Raw genomic sequence first — 15,766 nt, 5'->3', positions numbered from 1 at the left:
ACGCTCCGCCTCGGCCCGGCTGCACGCCGCCCGGCACCGCCCTGCGGCGTTCAGTCGAAGCGGATGTGCTTGGCGCTCACCCACTGGCGGCGCAGGTAGTGGGTGACGCGGCTGTCGGACGACGGCCTCAGGCCCACGCCCGCCTCCCGTGCGATCCGGTCGGCGACGTCCGGCACGGTCAGCCCGTCGGTGGGCACATGCCGCTCGAACTCCGGCCGCCGCAGCGCCTCCAGGCACCGGTCGATCTGCCGGACCGCCCAGCTGTCGCCGCGTATCAGGGGCATGACGCGCCCGCGCAGCCTGCGCCGTACGGTCTCCGGGCGCGCGAGCAGCGCGAAGTGCCGTACGTCGTGCCCGGACGCGCGCAGGGCGCCCACCATCTCCTCGTGGTACGCGGGGTCGACGACGGTCATCGGGACGATGACGGTGCCGTCGAACCCGCGCGCCACGGAGTCGAGCATCTCGCGCACGCCGCGCCGCCACAGCCCCAGGTCCTGGAAGTCGCCGCGCATCGGCTCGGGGAGCATGCGGTGCAGCGCGAAGCCCAGGTGCTCGGGGTCGCAGACGAAGCTGCCCGGCAGGCGCCGGTGCAGTTCGTACGCCACCTGCGTCTTGCCGACGCCGAACGGACCGTTGATCCACAGCAGCATGGCGCCAGCCTACGGCCGCGGGGCGGGGGTGCCGCCCCGCGGCCGGGCGGCCGGCCCTACGGCTTGCGCACCGACCGGCCCTTGCGTTCCAGCATGTGCCGGCCGAGCGCCTGCTTCTGCTTCCAGTCGCGCCGCATCTCGGCCCGCAGCCGGGCGTCGGTGCGGGCCGCGAGCCGGGCGTTCTCGCGCAGCAGCTTGCGGTAGCTCTCCAGCCTGCGCTCGGGCAGCGCGCCCGCGTCGATGGCGGCGAGCACCGCGCAGCCCGGCTCGCTGTGGTGGCCGCAGTCGGCGAATCGGCAGTCCTCGGCGAGCGTCTCGATCTCCGAGAACGTCCGCCCCACACCGTCTTCGGCGTCCCACAGCCCGACCCCGCGCAGGCCGGGGGTGTCGATGAGGACCCCGCCCCACGGCAGCGGCAGCAGGTCGCGGGTGGTGGTGGTGTGGCGGCCCTTGCCGTCGCTGTCCCGGATCGCCTGGACGTCCTGGACATCCTCGCCGGCCAGGGCGTTGGCGAGGGTGGACTTGCCCGCGCCGGACTGGCCGAGGAGTACGGAGGTGCCGGAGGCGAGGACGGCGGCGAGCGCGTCGACGCCCTCGCCGGTCGCGCCGCTCACGGGGAGCACCTGCACGCCCGGCGCCGCCGTCTCGACATCCGAGACGAGGTGAGACAGCGTGCCCGGGTCCGGCACCAGGTCGGCCTTGGTGAGGACGACCAGCGGCTGGGCGCCGCTCTCCCAGGCGAGCGCGAGGAAGCGCTCGACGCGGCCGAGGTCGAGCTCCGCCGCCAGCGAGACCGCGATGACGGCCTGGTCGACGTTGGCGGCCAGGACCTGCCCCTCGGACCGCTTGGAGGACGTGGACCGTACGAACGCGGAACGGCGCGGCAGCAGGGCCTGTACGTAGCCGCGGTCGAGGTCGACGGCGGCCCAGTCGCCGGTGCACATGATGGTCAGCGGGTCGCCGGTGGCGACCGGCGCGGCGTCGGCCTGCGCGGTGCGCACGCCGTCCCTGTCGGGGACGACGACGTCGCAGCGGCCGCGGTCCACCCGCACGATGCGGGCGGGCGACAGGCCTTGGGCCGCGTACGGGGTGAAGGCTTCCGCGAACCCCTCGTCCCAGCCGTAGCGGGCGGAGAGAGGGTGTGCGGAGGTGAGGTGGGACAACGGGATGAGACCCTTCGGGAGGGTGGTCCCGGCGAGACGTCAGGCCGGGGCCACAGAGGTGAGGAATGGTGGCTGGAGGTCGTGGGCAGCGCCCACCGCTTCGACAGTCGTCACGGTCCTCACCTCCCTGTTGTCCCATGGTCGTTGGCGACGGCGTGGGGCCGTCGCTCACCCGGTCACCCTAGCCCGGGGGCTCGGCGCCCCGTCAACCGGTTTTCCGCGGCGGCGCGCCCTCCTCGTCGCGCCGCGTGTGCAGCCGTGCGCGGACGTCCTCCGGCGGCAGGAACTGGGCCCAGCGCTCGGGGAACTCCGACGGCGGCGGGACGTCCGGCCAGTCGTCCGGCGCCTCGCCGTCGTCCCCGTAGCCGCCGTAACCGCCGTCACCGTCGTCGTCGCCGTCGCTCCCCTCCCCCGCGTGACGCATGTACTCCGCCGCCTTGCGGGCCGCCGCCTCGCGCGCCTCGGCCTGTATCCGCCGCGCGTGCTCGGCGCGGGCCGCGGCGATGGCCACCGACGGCCACACCCGGTCGATGGCCGCGTTGACGGCGGCGCCGACCAGCACCGCGAAGGCGGAGATCCCGATCCACAGCAGGACGGCGACGGGGGCGGCCAGCGAGCCGTAGATCGTGGGCCCCTCGATGGTGTGGGTGAGGTAGATGCGCAGCAGGAAGCTGCCGAGCACCCACATCGTGAGCGCGATCAGCGCGCCCGGGATGTCCTCCCGCCACGGCGACCGCACCGGCACGGACACGTGGTAGAGCGTGGTGAGGAAGGCGATGGACAGCAGTATCACCACGGGCCAGTACAGGAGGCGGACCAGCGTCCCGCTCCAGGGCACGATGCCCACCACGGCGTCGGGTCCGACCACCATCAGCGGCAGCGCGACGGCCCCCACGATCAAGGCGACGAGGTAGAGCAGGAAGGCCAGCAGCCGGGTCCTGACGATGCCGCGGTGCCCTTCGAGCCCGTACATCACGGTGATGGTGTCGACGAAGACGTTGACGGCGCGCGACCCGGACCACAGGGCGATGGCGAAGCCGAGCGAGATGACGTCGGGGCGGCCGCCCTCGATGACGTCGTCCAGCAGCGGCCGGGCGATCTCCCGCACGCCCCTCTCCGACAGCACGGTCCCCGACGCGTCGAGGATGTGGTCCCTGATGGTGGCGACGGTGTGGGTGTCGGTCCAGGCGTCGATGTAGCCGAGCAGCCCGATCAGGCCGAGCAGCAGCGGTGGCAGCGACAACAGGGTGAAGAAGGCGGCTTCCGCGGCGAGCCCGGTGACCCGGTACTCGACGCAGGCGTTGACGGTGTCTTTCAGCAGCAGCCAGGCCGTCTTGCGTTTGGACACGTTGCGGGTGAGAGCGCGGGCCCTGTGGAGCCGCCCCGGGGGCTGCTCCGCGGGCGGTTCCGCTGGTTCTTCTGCAGGCTGCACCTTATAACCGTATCCGCGGCGAAGAGTGATGCCGCGCCGACTCGGCACCACCCTCCGCTCGCGGGCTCCACTGTCCGATCCGGGCGCCCCCGTCCGCAAACGTTGCGCCGCGTTGCAACCGATCTTCACGTTGGTACGGCACGGCACACCCCGGCGACGGCACCATGAGAGCGTGAACCCCACGCATACGGACCGGGTCATACCGCTCGCCGCGCACACGCGCCCGGTGATCGCCGAGTCGTGGTCGCGGTCGCTGGACCACGGCATCGACCCCGACGGCGGCCGGTCCGCCCGGCCGCTGTCCGCCGACCGGGTCGCGCACCGGCGGCACGGTTCCCCGCTGGCGGAGCTGATGCCGCACCTGCGGGAGGGGCTGCGGCCGCTCACCGACGACGAGCGGCACGTCATGGTGGTCACCGACGTCCAGGGCTGCGTGCTGTGGCAGGAGGGCAGCCGGGCGGTGCGGCGCAGCGCGGAGCGGCTGGACCTGGCCGAGGGCGCGTTCTGGGCCGAGGAGTCGACCGGGACCAACGGCATCGGTACGTCGCTGGTGACCCGCCGCCCGTTGCAGGTGCTGGCCGACGAGCACTTCGTGCACGCGCTGCGCACCCTGGCGTGCGCGGCGGCCCCGCTGCACGACCCGCGGGACGGCAGGCTGCTGGGGGTGGTGAACGTGACCGGCCCGGCGGGCATCGCGCACCCGTCGACGCTGGCGCTGGTGGCGGCCGTGGCGCGGGTCGCCGAGGGGGAGCTGCGGGCGCGGCACTGGGCCTCGATCGAGCGGCTGCGGACCGTGGCGGCGCCGGTACTCGCCCGGCTGGCGGGCACGGCGCTGGCGGTGGACGCCGCGGGGTGGCCGGTGGCGGTGACCGGCATGGCACCCCCGAGCGGGTGGCGCTGCCGAAGAACGCGCAGGCCGGGCCGGTCTGGCTGCCGACGCTGGGCGCGTGCTCGCTGGAGCCGCTGCCCGGCGGCTGGCTGGTGCGGGTCGGCGGGACGGAGCCGGCGGCGGCGCCGAGCCGGGTGGTGCTGGACGTGCGGGGGCGGCGGGCGTGGACGGTGACCGTCTCGGGGGCCGCGGGCAGCTGGTCGCATGAGCTGAGCCCGCGCCACACCGAGCTGCTGCTGGTCCTCGCGTTGCACCGGGAGGGGCGCGGGGCGGCGCAACTGGCGTCCGATCTGTTCGGGGATTCCTCACGGACTGTCACGGTACGGGCGGAGATGTCCCGGTTGCGGCGTACGGTGGGCGGGGTGCTGGCGCATCGCCCGTACCGCTTCGCCGACAGCGTGGAGGTGGAGGTGCTGCGCCCGGCGCGACCCGCCGACCTGCTGCCCGGGTCCACGGCGCCCGCGGTGCTGGCCGCGCGCTGGACGTGATTGGCCGAAGAGCATGGACATGATTAGCTGAGGGCCATGAACGAGCACGCCCCTGCCGGCACGGTCACGACCTGGTACCTGGAGCAGACCGCGCCGGAGGACCTGCGTCCCGCGGCGGAGCCCCCGGCGTCGGCGGGCGTGCGGATCGTCCGGGCCGAGGTGCCGAGCCCCGAGTTCAGCCGCTTTCTGTACACGGCGGTGGGCGGGGACATCGCGTGGACGGACCGGCTGCCGTGGCCGCGGGAGCGGTGGCGCGAGTTCCTGGAGCGGCCGGGCGTCGAGACGTGGGTGGCGTACGAGCGCGGCACGCCCGCCGGGTACATCGAATTCGAGGCCCAGGGCGCGGGGGTGGTGGAGATCGCCTACTTCGGGCTGCTCCCGGACTTCCGGGGCCGCGGGATCGGCGGTCACCTGCTGAGCTACGGCATCGCCAGGGCGTGGGACCTGGCGGAGCGCCGGCCGGACCTGCCGGCCACCACGCGGGTCTGGCTGCACACCTGCAGCCTGGACGGGCCGCACGCGATGGCCAATTACGAGCGCCGGGGCTTCCGGTTGTACGACACGAAGGTGGAGCCCGCCGCAGGGGCGTGACCAAGACCGTCATCTCACTATCCAGTACAGTCACGTCCACATATTGGATAGTGGTGGACGCTCCCGAGACAGCCGTGCCACGCTTTCGGTCATGTCCGGAGCTGGAATTGACTTGGTGAGTCGGCGACACGTCGACCTCTGCCGCATGTCCAGCGCCATGTGTCCGGCGGGCTGACGACCCAGCGCCGCCGCACTTCTGCCGACTTCTCTCTCGTCTCTCCGTACCTGCACTGCCGCGCCCGCTGCGCGAATGCACTGGTCAGAGCCGCTCTCCGCAGTCCCGAAGGACGTACCTGCCATGGCTGACACCCCGACGCCCCCTACCGCCGCACCCCGCCGCAAGGCGAGCCGCCACCGCGGCGAGGGGCAGTGGGCCGCGGGTCACTTCACGCCCCTCAACGGCAACGAGCAGTTCAAGAAGGACGACGACGGTCTCAATGTGCGGACACGTATTGAGACGATCTACGCGCACCGTGGCTTCGACTCCATCGACGGCGCCGACCTGCGCGGCCGGATGCGCTGGTGGGGGCTGTACACGCAGCGCAAGCCCGGCATCGACGGCGGCAAGACGGCGATCCTGGAGCCGGAGGAGCTGGATGACGCGTTCTTCATGCTCCGGGTCCGGATCGACGGCGGCCGGCTGACCACCGAGCAGCTGCGCGTCATCGGCGAGATCTCCCAGGAGTTCGCCCGCGGGACCGCCGACATCACCGACCGGCAGAACATCCAGTACCACTGGATCCGGATCGAGGACGTACCCGAGATCTGGCGCAGGCTGGAGGCCGTCGGGCTGTCCACCACCGAGGCGTGCGGCGACACCCCCCGCGTGATCCTGGGCTCTCCGGTCGCCGGTATCGCCGAGGACGAGATCATCGACGGCACCCCGGCGATCGACGAGATCCACCGCCGGATCGTGGGAAACCCCGCCTTCTCCAACCTGCCCCGCAAGTTCAAGTCCGCGGTCTCCGGCTCGCCGCTGCTGGACGTGGCGCACGAGATCAACGACGTCGCGTTCGTCGGCGTCGAACACCCCGAGCACGGCCCCGGCTTCGACGTGTGGGTGGGCGGCGGGCTGTCGACCAACCCCAAGATCGGGGTGCGGCTGGGCACGTGGGTGCCGCTGGACGAGGTGCCCGACGTCTACGAGGGCGTCATCTCCGTCTTCCGCGACTACGGCTACCGGCGGCTGCGCACCCGGGCGCGGCTGAAGTTCCTGGTCGCCGACTGGGGCGCTGCGCGGTTCCGCCAGGTCCTGGAGGAGGAGTACCTGGGGCGGAGGCTCGTCGACGGCCCGCCGCCCGCCCAGCCCGTGGAGCGCTGGCGCGACCACGTCGGCGTGCACCGCCAGAAGGACGGCCGGTTCTACGTCGGGTTCGCCCCGCGGGTCGGCCGGGTGGACGGCGCCCTCCTCACCAAGATCGCCGAACTCGCGGAGGAGCACGGCTCCGGACGGCTGCGGACCACCGCCGAGCAGAAGATGATCGTGCTCGATGTGGCGCGGGAGCAGGTCGAGTCGCTGGTGGCCGGCCTCGAGTCGCTGGACCTGCGGGTCGGTCCCTCGCCGTTCCGGCGCGGCACGATGGCCTGCACCGGCATCGAGTTCTGCAAGCTGGCGATCGTGGAGACCAAGGCCCGCGGCGCCTCGCTCATCGACGAACTGGAGCGGCGGCTGCCGGACTTCGACGAGCCGATCACCATCAACATCAACGGCTGCCCGAACGCCTGCGCCCGTATCCAGGTCGCGGACATCGGTCTCAAGGGGCAGCTGGTCCTGGACGCCGACGGCAACCAGGTGGAGGGCTTCCAGGTGCACCTGGGCGGCGCGCTGGGCCTGGAGGCCGGGTTCGGCCGCAAGGTCCGCGGCCTGAAGGTCACCTCGGCCGAACTGCCCGACTACGTCGAGCGGGTGCTCACCCGGTTCGCCGAACAGCGCGCCGAGGGCGAGCGGTTCGCGACGTGGGTGGCGCGCGCCGCGGAGGAGGACCTGTCATGAGTGAGCGAGCCGCTCCCTTCTACTGCCCGTACTGCGCGGACGAGGACCTGCGGCCCTCCACCGAGGGCCACGGGGCGTGGGAATGCGCGTCCTGCAACCGCGCGTTCCGTCTGTCGTTCCTCGGGCTGCTGGCCAAGGGCCTGCGGCGCGATCCTCACGAAGGGGCCACCGCGATATGACGGACCTGCACGCGACGGAGCTACAGGCACTGGCCGAGCGCGCGGGCCGGGAGCTGGAGGACGCCCCGGCCCTGGAGATCCTGCGCTGGGCGGCCGACACCTTCGGGTCGCGCTTCTGCGTGACCTCCTCCATGGAGGACGCGGTGGTCGCGCACCTGGCCTCCCGCGCCCTGCCGGGGGTGGACGTGGTCTTCCTCGACACCGGCTACCACTTCCCCGAGACCATCGGCACGCGGGACGCGGTGGCCGCGGTCATGGACGTCAACGTGATCACTCTCACTCCCCGCCAGTCCGTCGCGGAGCAGGACGCCGCGTACGGCCCCCGGTTGCACGACCGCGATCCCGATCTGTGCTGCTCCTTGCGCAAGGTGCGACCCCTCGAAGCGGGACTGGCCGGATACGACGCCTGGGCCACCGGGCTGCGCCGCGACGAATCGCCGACGCGGGCGTCAACTCCCGTCGTCGGATGGGATGCCCATCGGGCCAAGGTGAAGATCTCTCCCATCGCCCGCTGGACGCAGGCCGATGTGGACGGGTACGTCGCCGACCACGGTGTGCTCACCAACCCGCTGTTGACGGACGGCTATGCCTCGGTCGGCTGCGCACCCTGCACCCGCCGGGTGCTGGAGGGCGAGGACGCGCGCGCCGGCCGCTGGGCGGGCCTCGGCAAGACCGAATGCGGGCTGCACACATGACCGGAACGCAACGATCCGAGTCGGTGACGGCAGCCCCTGACATCGCTCTGGGGCAGGCAGGGGTTGCCTCGGACAACCATTCCCCTGGTAAGACACACGGGGGACCTGGGGCCGTACCCCGGGGAGAGACGGCGGGAGAACTCACGTGACGGGCGCCACGATCTGGCTCACCGGCCTGCCCAGCGCGGGCAAGACCACCATCGCGTATGCGCTGGCCGAGCGGCTGCGCGGCGAGGGCCACCGGGTCGAGGTGCTGGACGGCGACGAGATCCGCGAGTTCCTCTCCGCGGGGCTGGGGTTCAGCCGCGCGGACCGGCACACCAACGTGCAGCGGATCGGCTTCGTCGCCGAGCTGCTGGCCAGCAACGGTGTGAAGGCGCTGGTGCCGGTCATCGCGCCGTACGCGGACAGCCGCGAGGCGGTGCGGGGGCGCCACCAGAGCGAGGGCACGCCCTATCTGGAGGTGCACGTCGCCACGCCGGTCGAGGTGTGCTCGGTGCGGGACGTGAAGGGGCTGTACGCCAAGCAGGCGGCGGGCGAGATCTCCGGGCTCACCGGGGTCGACGACCCCTACGAGCAGCCGGAGGCGCCCGACCTGCGGATCGAGTCCCAGCACCAGTCGGTGGCGGAGTCCGCCGCGGCGCTGCACGCGCTGCTCGTGGAAAGGGGTCTGGCGTGAGCGACGCGCACACCGACAACGCGCACATCGACAACGCGCACACCGACAATCCGTACGCGCTGTCCCACCTCGACGCGCTGGAAGCCGAGGCGGTGCACATCTTCCGCGAGGTGGCGGGGGAGTTCGAGCGGCCGGTGATCCTGTTCTCCGGCGGCAAGGACTCCATCGTCATGCTGCATCTGGCACTCAAGGCGTTCACGCCCGCGCCGGTGCCGTTCTCGCTGCTGCACGTGGACACCGGGCACAACTTCCCCGAGGTCATCGCCTACCGGGACCGCACGGTCGCCGAGCACGGGCTGCGGCTCCACGTCGCGTCCGTACAGGAGTTCATCGACGCGGGGACGCTGCGCGAGCGCCCGGACGGCACCCGCAACCCGCTGCAGACCGTGCCGCTGCTGCACGCCATCGAGTCCCACCGCTTCGACGCGGTCTTCGGCGGCGGGCGGCGGGACGAGGAGAAGGCCCGCGCCAAGGAGCGGGTGTTCAGCCTCCGTGACGAGTTCGGCGGCTGGGACCCGCGCCGCCAGCGCCCCGAGCTGTGGCAGCTGTACAACGGCCGGCACTCCCCCGGCGAGCACGTGCGCGTCTTCCCGCTGTCCAACTGGACCGAGCTGGACGTGTGGCAGTACATCGCCCGCGAGAAGATCGACCTGCCGGCGATCTATTACGCACACGAGCGCGAGGTGTTCTCGCGGAACGGCATGTGGCTGGCGCCCGGCGAGTGGGGCGGCCCGAAGGACGGCGAGGCCGTGCAGACCCGGCTGGTGCGCTACCGCACGGTCGGCGACATGTCCTGCACCGGAGCGGTCGACTCCGACGCGGTGACCATCGAGCAGGTCATCGAGGAGATCGCCGCGTCCCGGCTGACCGAGCGGGGCGCCACCCGGGCCGACGACAAGCTGTCGGAGGCCGCGATGGAGGACCGCAAGCGCGAGGGGTACTTCTGATCATGACCACTACTGCCCAGACAGCGGCCACCTCGCTGCTGCGCTTCGCCACCGCCGGATCGGTCGACGACGGCAAGTCCACGCTGGTGGGCCGGCTGCTGCACGACTCCAAGTCGGTCCTGGCCGACCAGTTGGAGGCCGTCGAGCACGCCTCGCGCAGCCGCGGCGCGACCGCCCCGGACCTGGCGCTGCTGACCGACGGGCTGCGGGCCGAGCGCGAGCAGGGCATCACCATCGATGTCGCCTACCGCTACTTCGCCACGCCCCGGCGGCGGTTCATCCTCGCCGACACCCCCGGCCATGTGCAGTACACCCGCAACATGGTCACCGGCGCCTCCACCGCCGAGCTGGCCGTGGTGCTGGTCGACGCGCGCAACGGCGTGGTGGAGCAGACCCGGCGCCACGCGGCCGTCGCGGCCCTGCTGCGGGTGCCCCACGTCGTCCTCGCCGTCAACAAGATGGACCTGGTGGACTACGCGGAGCCGGTGTTCGCCGCCATCGCCGAGGAGTTCACCACGTACGCCGCCTCCCTCGGCGTACCTGAGATCACGGCGATCCCGATTTCCGCGCTGGCCGGGGACAACGTGGTGACCCCGTCGGCGAACATGGACTGGTACGGCGGGCCGACGGTGCTGGAGCACCTGGAGACCGTGCCGGTGGGCACCGACCCGTCGGCGGACCCGGCCCGCTTCCCGGTCCAGTACGTCATCCGCCCGCAGACCGCCGAGCACCCCGACTACCGCGGCTACGCGGGCCAGATCGCCGCCGGCGTGCTGCGCGTGGGCGAGCCGGTGACCGTGCTGCCCTCGGGCCGTACGAGCACGATCGCCGGGATCGACGCGCTCGGCGAGGCCGTGGACGTGGCGTGGGCGCCGCAGTCGGTGACGCTGCGGCTCGCCGACGATGTGGACGTCTCACGCGGCGACCTGATCGCGCCGAGCGCCGCCGCCCCCGCCACCACCCGGGACGTGGAGGCGACGGTGTGCCATCTGCACGACCGTCCGCTGCGGGTCGGCGAGCGGGTGCTGCTCAAGCACACCACCCGTACGGTCAAGGCGATCGTGAAGGACATCCCGTCCCGGCTGACCCTGGACGACCTCTCCCAGCACCCGGCCCCCGGCGAGCTGTCCGCCAACGACATCGGCCGGGTGGTGGTGCGCACCGCCGAGCCGCTCGCGCTCGACGGTTACGCCGACTCCCGCCGCACCGGTTCCTTCCTGCTGATCGACCCGGCCGACGGGACGACCCTGACGGCCGGCATGGCGGGCGCGTCCTTCGCCTCCGCCGCCGCGCCCGCCCCCGCCGACGACGACGGCTGGGACTTCTGATCATGATCACTGACGTCTACGCGACCTTCGCCAAGGAGGGCGGCCGGATCGGCAGCGGCGCCCTGGGCAGCGGCGAGGGCGGAGTCAGCCGATGTGCGGGCTGACGCGCTCCGTGCCATCCGCTCAGCCGTCCGTTGAGCTCCGCCCACCGCCGTACGCCGAACTGCCGGGCGTCCCCTGACGTACCCCCGGCCCGCCGAGAGGACCCTCCCCGTGTCCGCTGTCCGCACCGCTCAGCCCAGATCGCCCCGTCGGCGCCTGTTCGCGGCCGCCGCCGTCCTCCCGCTGCTGATCGGCACGCTCGGCGCCTGCGGCTACGGCTCGGAGAAGAAGGACGACAAGACCGTGCCGGCCGCCAAGGGCGCGAAGATCGGCGGTCTGGACCAGGTGAGGATCGGGTACTTCGCCAACCTCACCCACGCCACCGCGCTGGTCGGCCTCCAGAACGGCCTGATCCAGAAGGAGCTGGGCGGCACCCAGATCAAGCCGTACGTCTTCAACGCGGGCCCCTCCGAGATCGAGGCGCTCAACGCCGGTTCCCTCGACATCGGCTGGATCGGCCCGTCCCCGGCCATCAACGGCTACGCGAAGTCGCACGGCAAGAACCTGAAGATCATCGCGGGTTCGGCGTCCGGCGGCGTGAAGCTCGTCGTCAACCCCAAGAAGATCAAGACCCTTGACGACCTCAAGGGCAAGAAGATCGCCACGCCGCAGCTCGGCAACACCCAGGACGTGGCGTTCCTCAACTGGATCTCGGAGCGCGGCTGGGACGTCGACGCGCAGAGCGGCAAGGGCGACGTCTCCGTGGTCCGTACGGACAACAAGGTGACCCCGGACGCCTACAAGTCCGGCTCCATCGACGGCGCGTGGGTGCCGGAGCCGACCGCCTCCAAGCTGGTCGCCGAGGGCGGCAAGGTGCTGCTGGACGAGTCCACGCTGTGGCCGGACAGGAAGTTCGTGATCACCAACGTGATCGTCAAGCAGTCGTTCCTGGAGAAGCACCCCGACGTGGTCGAGGCCGTGCTGCGCGGTTCGGTGAGGACCAACCAGTGGATCAAGGACAACCCGGACCAGGCGAAGGCCGCGGCCAACGAGGCGCTGGAGACCGAGACCGGCAAGGCGCTGCCGGCCGAGGTGATCGACCCGGCGTGGCGCAGCATCGAGGTCATCGACGACCCGCTCGCCAGGACCCTGAGCACCGAGGCCGACCACGCGGTGCGGGCGGGCCTGCTGGAGGAGCCCGACCTCAAGGGCATCTACGACCTGCGGCCGCTGAACAAGGTCCTCAAGGGCGAGGGCAGGCCGACCGTCTCCGCCGCCGGTCTCGGTGAGCAGTAGTTCCGTCCGAACTCCCGCGTACGTACCAGGAGGTGACCTGATGGCCACGGCTCTGACCACCGAGAAGACCGACGCGCCGGACACCGCGGCGGCGACCGCGCCCGCAGCCGTCCGGATCGGCCATGTGCACAAGGTGTTCGGCCGGCCCGGAACCGCCGCGCAGCCCGTCCTCGAGGACATCAACCTCGAGGTGCGGCCCGGCGAGTTCGTGTGCCTGCTCGGGGCGTCGGGCTGCGGCAAGTCGACCCTGCTGAACCTGGTCGCGGGACTGGACCGGCCGACCGCCGGGGAGATCGAGGTCCCCGGCGGCCGCCCGGCCCTGATGTTCCAGGAGCACGCGCTGTTCCCCTGGCTCACCGCGGGCCGGAACATCGAACTGGCGCTGCGGCTGCGCGGGGTGCCGCGCGCCGCGCGCCGCCCCGAGGCGGAGCGGCTGCTGGAGCTGGTGCGGCTGGGCGGCGCGTACGGCAAGCGCGTGCACGAGCTGTCCGGCGGCATGCGGCAGCGGGTCGCCCTGGCCCGCGCGCTCGCGCAGGACTCCGACGTGCTGCTGATGGACGAGCCGTTCGCGGCCCTGGACGCCATCACCCGCGACGTCCTGCACGAGGAGCTCACCCGGATCTGGAGCGAGACGGGCGTGTCGATCGTGTTCGTCACGCACAACGTCCGGGAGGCGGTCCGGCTCGCCCAGCGCGTGGTGCTGCTCTCCTCCCGCCCGGGGCGGGTCGTCCGTGAGTGGCGGGTCGACATCCCGCAGCCGCGCCGTATCGAGGACGCGGCCGTCGCGGACCTGTCCGTCGAGATCACCGAACAACTGCGTGGGGAGATCCGCCGCCATGGCCAGCGCTGAGACCACCGGCGAGACGCCGCGGGAGACCGCCCCGGTGGCGACCGCCGCCCTGGAGAAGCCGGACGGGGCCGCCCGGGCCGGTGATTCCGCGGGCGGCGACCTCGCGGGCCTGGAGGCGGGCCTCGACGCGCTGGAGACGGTCCAGGTCCGCCGTACGCCCGTGACCCAGGTCCTCGTTCAGAAGGTGCTGCCGCCCATCGTGGCCGTCGCGCTGGTGCTGGCCGTCTGGAAGGGCCTGGTCTGGGCGAAGGTCACCGACGACTACAAGCTGCCGGACCCGTCGAAGGTCTGGGACGCGCTGCACCTGCTGTGGGTGCGGGGCGAGTTGCTGGACATCGTGTGGACCAGCGTCTCGCGCGGTCTGTTCGGCTTCCTCATCGCGCTGGCCATCGGCACCCCGCTGGGGCTGATCGTGGCGCGGGTGACGTTCGTCCGGGCCGCCATCGGGCCGATCCTGTCCGGGCTGCAGTCGCTGCCGTCGGTCGCCTGGGTGGCGCCCGCCGTGATGTGGGTGGGCCTCAACGACCAGATGATGTACACCGTCATCCTGCTCGGCGCGGTCCCCTCCATCGCCAACGGGCTGGTCGCCGGCATCGACCAGGTGCCGCCGCTGTTCCTGCGCGCCGGGCGGACCCTCGGCGCCCGGGGCCTGACCAGCGCCCGGCACGTCCTGCTGCCCGCCGCGCTGCCGGGCTATGTCGCAGGGCTGAAGCAGGGCTGGGCGTTCTCCTGGCGGTCCCTGATGGCCGCCGAGATCATCGCCAAGTCGCCCGATCTGGGGCTGGGGCTGGGGCAGTACCTGGAGAACCAGCGCAACAACTCCGACATGGCGGGCGTGCTGCTCGGCATCATCCTCATCCTGTTCGTCGGCGTCGCCATCGAGCTGCTGGTGTTCGCGCCCATCGAGCGCCGGGTGCTGCGCAGCCGCGGACTGCTGGCCGCCGCGCGGTAGGGCCCGGCTGATCCCATGACCGCTCCTGTCCTGCTCGTCATCGCCCACGGCAGCCGCGATCCGCGGCACGCGGCGACCGTCACCGCGCTCACCGCGCGGGTGCGGTCGCTGCGGCCGGGGCTGCGCGTGGAGACGGCGTTCCTGGACTTCAACGCGCCGAGCGTGCCCCAGGTCCTGTCGCGGCTGGCGGCGGACGGGGCGCGGGAGGTGGTGGCGCTGCCGCTGCTGCTCACCCGCGCCTTCCACGCGAAGGCCGACATCCCCGCGGTGCTGCGGGAGGCCGCGGCGCGGCACCCGTGGCTGTCCGTGCGGCGGGCCGAGGTCCTCGGGCCTTCGCCGCTGCTGACCGCCGCCCTCGAGCGGCGGCTGGCCGAGGCCGGACTGGATCCGTCCGATCCGGCCGAACGTGGCTCGACCGGGGTCGTCCTGGCCTCGGCGGGCTCCACCGACCCGGAGGCGATCGCAGTGATCGCAGAAATCGCGCGGGAGTGGCGGCACACCGGTTGGTGCGCCGTGCGGCCTGCGTTCGCCTCCGCTGTGTCCGCCGCGGGCTATCCCCGTACTGAGGACGCGGTACGGGCGCTGCGCGCCGAGGGCGTGCGGCGGGTCGCCGTCGCGCCGTACGTCATCGCGCCGGGCCGGCTGCCGGACCGGATCGCCGAGGGGGCGCGGGCGGCGGGCGCCGACGTCACGGCCGATGTCCTGGGCCCCTGCCCGGAGCTGGCCCGGCTGCTGCTGCGGCGCTACGACGGAGCCGCGGCCCGCCCGCGTGCGGCGCTGACGGCCTGAGCCGCGGCGCCGACGGCGGGTGCGCCGGGGCGCGTCAGCTGAAGTCCAAGCCCCCGGTACGGGTCCGCTTGAGCTCGAAGAACTTCGGGTAGCCCGCGAGCAACCGCGCGCCCTCGAAGATCCGCAGCGCGTCCTCACCGCGCGGGATCGCGCTGAGGACCGGGCCGAAGAACGCGACCCCGTCGATGTGCAGGGTGGGGGTGCCGACGTCCTCGCCGACCGGGTCCATGCCCTCGTGGTGGCTCTTGCGCAGTTCCTCGTCGTACTCGGTCGACGAGGCGGCGGCGGCCAGTTCGGCGGGCAGGCCGACCTCGGCGAGGGCCTCCCGCAGCACCGCTTCGGTGTCCTTGTTCCCCTGGTCGTGGATGCGGGTGCCGAGCGCGGTGTAGAGGTCGCGCAGGACCTCCTCGCCGTGGTGCCGCGCGGCCGCTATGCAGACGCGTACCGGCCCCCAGCCCTTGTCCAGCAGCTGCTTGTAGCGCTCGGGGAGGTCCTCGCGGCCCTCGTTGAGTACGGACAGGCTCATCACGCGGAAGCGCAGGGAGAGTTCGCGCTGCCGCTCGACCTCCATGATCCAGCGGGAGGTGATCCAGGCGAAGGGGCAGACGGGGTCGAAGTAGAAGTCGACCTTGGGTGCGGTGGTGCTCTGCGTTGTCATGACGGTGAGCGTAGTCGGCTACTGGTCCTGGGAAACGGGCCATTGGCGATGGGGTTCCGTGGGCCACCTGCCGCAACGGGCCGGCCGACCGCCGCGCCCCGTCAGGGTGGGGTGCGACGGCCGGCCGGATGCTCGATACCGCGAG

18 protein-coding genes are annotated in these 15,766 nt (G+C 72.5%); 14 read left to right on the top strand and 4 right to left on the bottom strand.

Annotated elements, in window-relative coordinates; all coding sequences use genetic code 11:
* Positions 1-50: 50 nt before the first annotated feature.
* The 3 genes from Q3Y56_RS27460 to Q3Y56_RS27450 all read right to left on the bottom strand — a co-directional run bounded on the left by Q3Y56_RS27460 (position 51) and on the right by Q3Y56_RS27450 (position 3,245).
* The gene (locus Q3Y56_RS27460; RefSeq protein WP_304464478.1) at positions 51-650 is read right to left on the bottom strand and encodes an AAA family ATPase; all 600 of its coding nucleotides are present in this window, start codon (positions 648-650) and stop codon (positions 51-53) included.
* Positions 651-706: 56 nt separating this feature from the next.
* Complete coding sequence (gene rsgA / locus Q3Y56_RS27455) at positions 707-1,813, bottom strand: ribosome small subunit-dependent GTPase A (protein WP_304464477.1); 1,107 nt, start codon at positions 1,811-1,813, stop codon at positions 707-709.
* Positions 1,814-2,018: 205 nt separating this feature from the next.
* Positions 2,019-3,245, bottom strand: coding sequence for a YihY/virulence factor BrkB family protein (locus Q3Y56_RS27450; protein ID WP_304464476.1), 1,227 nt, complete (start codon positions 3,243-3,245; stop codon positions 2,019-2,021).
* Between the two features lie 172 nt (positions 3,246-3,417).
* On the opposite strand from Q3Y56_RS27450, the gene Q3Y56_RS27445 reads away from it, so the two are divergent.
* From Q3Y56_RS27445 to Q3Y56_RS27390, 14 genes are all read left to right on the top strand, one after another.
* Entirely contained in the window at positions 3,418-4,308 is an 891-nt protein-coding gene (locus tag Q3Y56_RS27445; RefSeq protein WP_369696814.1) for a GAF domain-containing protein, read from the top strand.
* Positions 4,305-4,622, top strand: coding sequence for a helix-turn-helix domain-containing protein (locus tag Q3Y56_RS33610; RefSeq protein WP_369696813.1), 318 nt, complete (start codon positions 4,305-4,307; stop codon positions 4,620-4,622). Before Q3Y56_RS27445 ends, Q3Y56_RS33610 begins: the two co-directional genes overlap by 4 nt.
* Before the next feature lie 36 nt (positions 4,623-4,658).
* Positions 4,659-5,213: a GNAT family N-acetyltransferase gene (locus tag Q3Y56_RS27440; RefSeq protein ID WP_304464475.1), complete on the top strand. Its 555-nt coding sequence runs from the start codon at positions 4,659-4,661 to the stop codon at positions 5,211-5,213.
* A gap of 91 nt (positions 5,214-5,304) precedes the next feature.
* Positions 5,305-5,388: a putative leader peptide gene (locus Q3Y56_RS33605; RefSeq protein WP_369696867.1), complete on the top strand. Its 84-nt coding sequence runs from the start codon at positions 5,305-5,307 to the stop codon at positions 5,386-5,388.
* 123 nt (positions 5,389-5,511) lie between these two features.
* The gene (locus tag Q3Y56_RS27435) at positions 5,512-7,206 is read left to right on the top strand and encodes a nitrite/sulfite reductase (protein ID WP_304464474.1); all 1,695 of its coding nucleotides are present in this window, start codon (positions 5,512-5,514) and stop codon (positions 7,204-7,206) included.
* The gene (locus tag Q3Y56_RS27430; RefSeq protein WP_304464473.1) at positions 7,203-7,385 is read left to right on the top strand and encodes a hypothetical protein; all 183 of its coding nucleotides are present in this window, start codon (positions 7,203-7,205) and stop codon (positions 7,383-7,385) included. The genes Q3Y56_RS27435 and Q3Y56_RS27430 overlap by 4 nt, the downstream gene beginning before the upstream one ends.
* Entirely contained in the window at positions 7,382-8,080 is a 699-nt protein-coding gene (locus Q3Y56_RS27425; RefSeq protein WP_304464472.1) for a phosphoadenylyl-sulfate reductase, read from the top strand. The genes Q3Y56_RS27430 and Q3Y56_RS27425 overlap by 4 nt, the downstream gene beginning before the upstream one ends.
* Positions 8,081-8,225: 145 nt before the next feature.
* On the top strand, positions 8,226-8,759 hold the full coding sequence (gene cysC, locus Q3Y56_RS27420; protein WP_304464471.1) for an adenylyl-sulfate kinase: 534 nt from the start codon (positions 8,226-8,228) through the stop codon (positions 8,757-8,759).
* Positions 8,756-9,706: a sulfate adenylyltransferase subunit CysD gene (gene cysD / locus Q3Y56_RS27415; RefSeq protein ID WP_304464470.1), complete on the top strand. Its 951-nt coding sequence runs from the start codon at positions 8,756-8,758 to the stop codon at positions 9,704-9,706. Before cysC ends, cysD begins: the two co-directional genes overlap by 4 nt.
* A 2-nt stretch (positions 9,707-9,708) precedes the next feature.
* On the top strand, positions 9,709-11,034 hold the full coding sequence (locus Q3Y56_RS27410; protein ID WP_304464469.1) for a sulfate adenylyltransferase subunit 1: 1,326 nt from the start codon (positions 9,709-9,711) through the stop codon (positions 11,032-11,034).
* A gap of 213 nt (positions 11,035-11,247) precedes the next feature.
* Entirely contained in the window at positions 11,248-12,372 is a 1,125-nt protein-coding gene (locus Q3Y56_RS27405; RefSeq protein ID WP_304464468.1) for an aliphatic sulfonate ABC transporter substrate-binding protein, read from the top strand.
* 40 nt (positions 12,373-12,412) lie between these two features.
* Positions 12,413-13,222 carry an ABC transporter ATP-binding protein gene (locus Q3Y56_RS27400; protein WP_304464467.1) on the top strand — a complete coding sequence of 270 codons (810 nt, stop codon included), beginning with the start codon at positions 12,413-12,415 and terminating at the stop codon, positions 13,220-13,222.
* Positions 13,209-14,174 (top strand): ABC transporter permease, encoded by a 966-nt coding sequence (locus Q3Y56_RS27395; RefSeq protein WP_304464466.1) that lies wholly within the window; start codon positions 13,209-13,211, stop codon positions 14,172-14,174. The genes Q3Y56_RS27400 and Q3Y56_RS27395 overlap by 14 nt, the downstream gene beginning before the upstream one ends.
* A gap of 15 nt (positions 14,175-14,189) precedes the next feature.
* On the top strand, positions 14,190-14,963 hold the full coding sequence (locus tag Q3Y56_RS27390) for a sirohydrochlorin chelatase (RefSeq protein ID WP_304464465.1): 774 nt from the start codon (positions 14,190-14,192) through the stop codon (positions 14,961-14,963).
* 34 nt (positions 14,964-14,997) lie between these two features.
* Here Q3Y56_RS27390 and Q3Y56_RS27385 read toward each other — a convergent pair whose 3' ends face one another.
* Positions 14,998-15,621, bottom strand: a complete 624-nt coding sequence (locus Q3Y56_RS27385) for a DsbA family protein (RefSeq protein ID WP_304464464.1) — start codon at positions 15,619-15,621, stop codon at positions 14,998-15,000.
* Between the last annotated feature and the right edge of the window lie 145 nt (positions 15,622-15,766).

This window comes from Streptomyces sp. XD-27, from assembly GCF_030553055.1.
Classification (GTDB): Bacteria; Actinomycetota; Actinomycetes; order Streptomycetales; family Streptomycetaceae; genus Streptomyces.
This window is presented reverse-complemented; position numbering and strand designations above follow the sequence as displayed.

Coding starts and splice junctions, on each gene's coding strand:
- Q3Y56_RS27460 (WP_304464478.1), bottom strand. CDS start 650: ATGCTGCTGTGGATCAACGGTCCGTTCGGCGTCGGCAAGACGCAGGTG.
- Q3Y56_RS27440 (WP_304464475.1), top strand. CDS start 4,659: ATGAACGAGCACGCCCCTGCCGGCACGGTCACGACCTGGTACCTGGAG.
- Q3Y56_RS33605 (WP_369696867.1), top strand. CDS start 5,305: ATGTCCGGAGCTGGAATTGACTTGGTGAGTCGGCGACACGTCGACCTC.
- Q3Y56_RS27435 (WP_304464474.1), top strand. CDS start 5,512: ATGGCTGACACCCCGACGCCCCCTACCGCCGCACCCCGCCGCAAGGCG.
- Q3Y56_RS27430 (WP_304464473.1), top strand. CDS start 7,203: ATGAGTGAGCGAGCCGCTCCCTTCTACTGCCCGTACTGCGCGGACGAG.
- Q3Y56_RS27425 (WP_304464472.1), top strand. CDS start 7,382: ATGACGGACCTGCACGCGACGGAGCTACAGGCACTGGCCGAGCGCGCG.
- Q3Y56_RS27410 (WP_304464469.1), top strand. CDS start 9,709: ATGACCACTACTGCCCAGACAGCGGCCACCTCGCTGCTGCGCTTCGCC.
- Q3Y56_RS27400 (WP_304464467.1), top strand. CDS start 12,413: ATGGCCACGGCTCTGACCACCGAGAAGACCGACGCGCCGGACACCGCG.
- Q3Y56_RS27395 (WP_304464466.1), top strand. CDS start 13,209: ATGGCCAGCGCTGAGACCACCGGCGAGACGCCGCGGGAGACCGCCCCG.
- Q3Y56_RS27390 (WP_304464465.1), top strand. CDS start 14,190: ATGACCGCTCCTGTCCTGCTCGTCATCGCCCACGGCAGCCGCGATCCG.
- Q3Y56_RS27385 (WP_304464464.1), bottom strand. CDS start 15,621: ATGACAACGCAGAGCACCACCGCACCCAAGGTCGACTTCTACTTCGAC.